1 protein-coding gene and 1 pseudogene are annotated in these 573 nt (G+C 47.6%); both read left to right on the top strand.

Annotated elements, in window-relative coordinates:
* A partial coding sequence (locus ACWHAR_RS30250; RefSeq protein WP_452088826.1) for a hypothetical protein occupies positions 1-135 on the top strand: 135 nt, incomplete at its 5' end.
* A gap of 17 nt (positions 136-152) precedes the next feature.
* Positions 153-573, top strand: a pseudogene (locus ACWHAR_RS30245) (sucrose-6-phosphate hydrolase); the annotation flags it as partial.

Raw genomic sequence — 573 nt, 5'->3', positions numbered from 1 at the left:
ATTCCGATGATTGCGATTGTCGCCCCGCTTGGAATGGGCAACCTGATCCACTATTTAATCGGAATGGCGATTTCTGTGACTGTCGCATTTATCACAGCCTTTATCTTAGGCATTAATGAAGACGAGAAAAAGTGACGGAGGGAGGGAAAACGATGAATCAAGATCAGGAGCTTCGTCAAAAGGCAATGAACCGGGTTGAAGAATACCGGGATATTGTAAACCTTGATCCCTATCGGCTGCATTATCATATCATGCCTCCTGTCGGACTGCTGAATGATCCGAACGGGTTCATTCAGTGGAAAGGGGTGTACCATCTTTTTTATCAGTGGATGCCTTTTAAAACGGGGCACGGTGCAAAGTTATGGGGACACTACTCCTCAGCAGATCTGGTTAACTGGCGGCATGAAGAGATCGCCCTCACGCCGAGCGACTGGTTTGATAAAAACGGTTGTTATTCAGGAAGCGCGATCGCTGAAAATGATGTGCTGCATCTGTTTTACACGGGGAATGTCAGAGACGGCGAGGGAAATAGGGAGACCTATCAATGTCTCGCCGTCTCAAAAGACGGCATCT

The organism is Bacillus sp. LR--39 (assembly GCF_053613335.1).
Note: the sequence above shows the minus strand (reverse complement) of the source record. Positions and strands in the feature narration are given on the sequence as shown.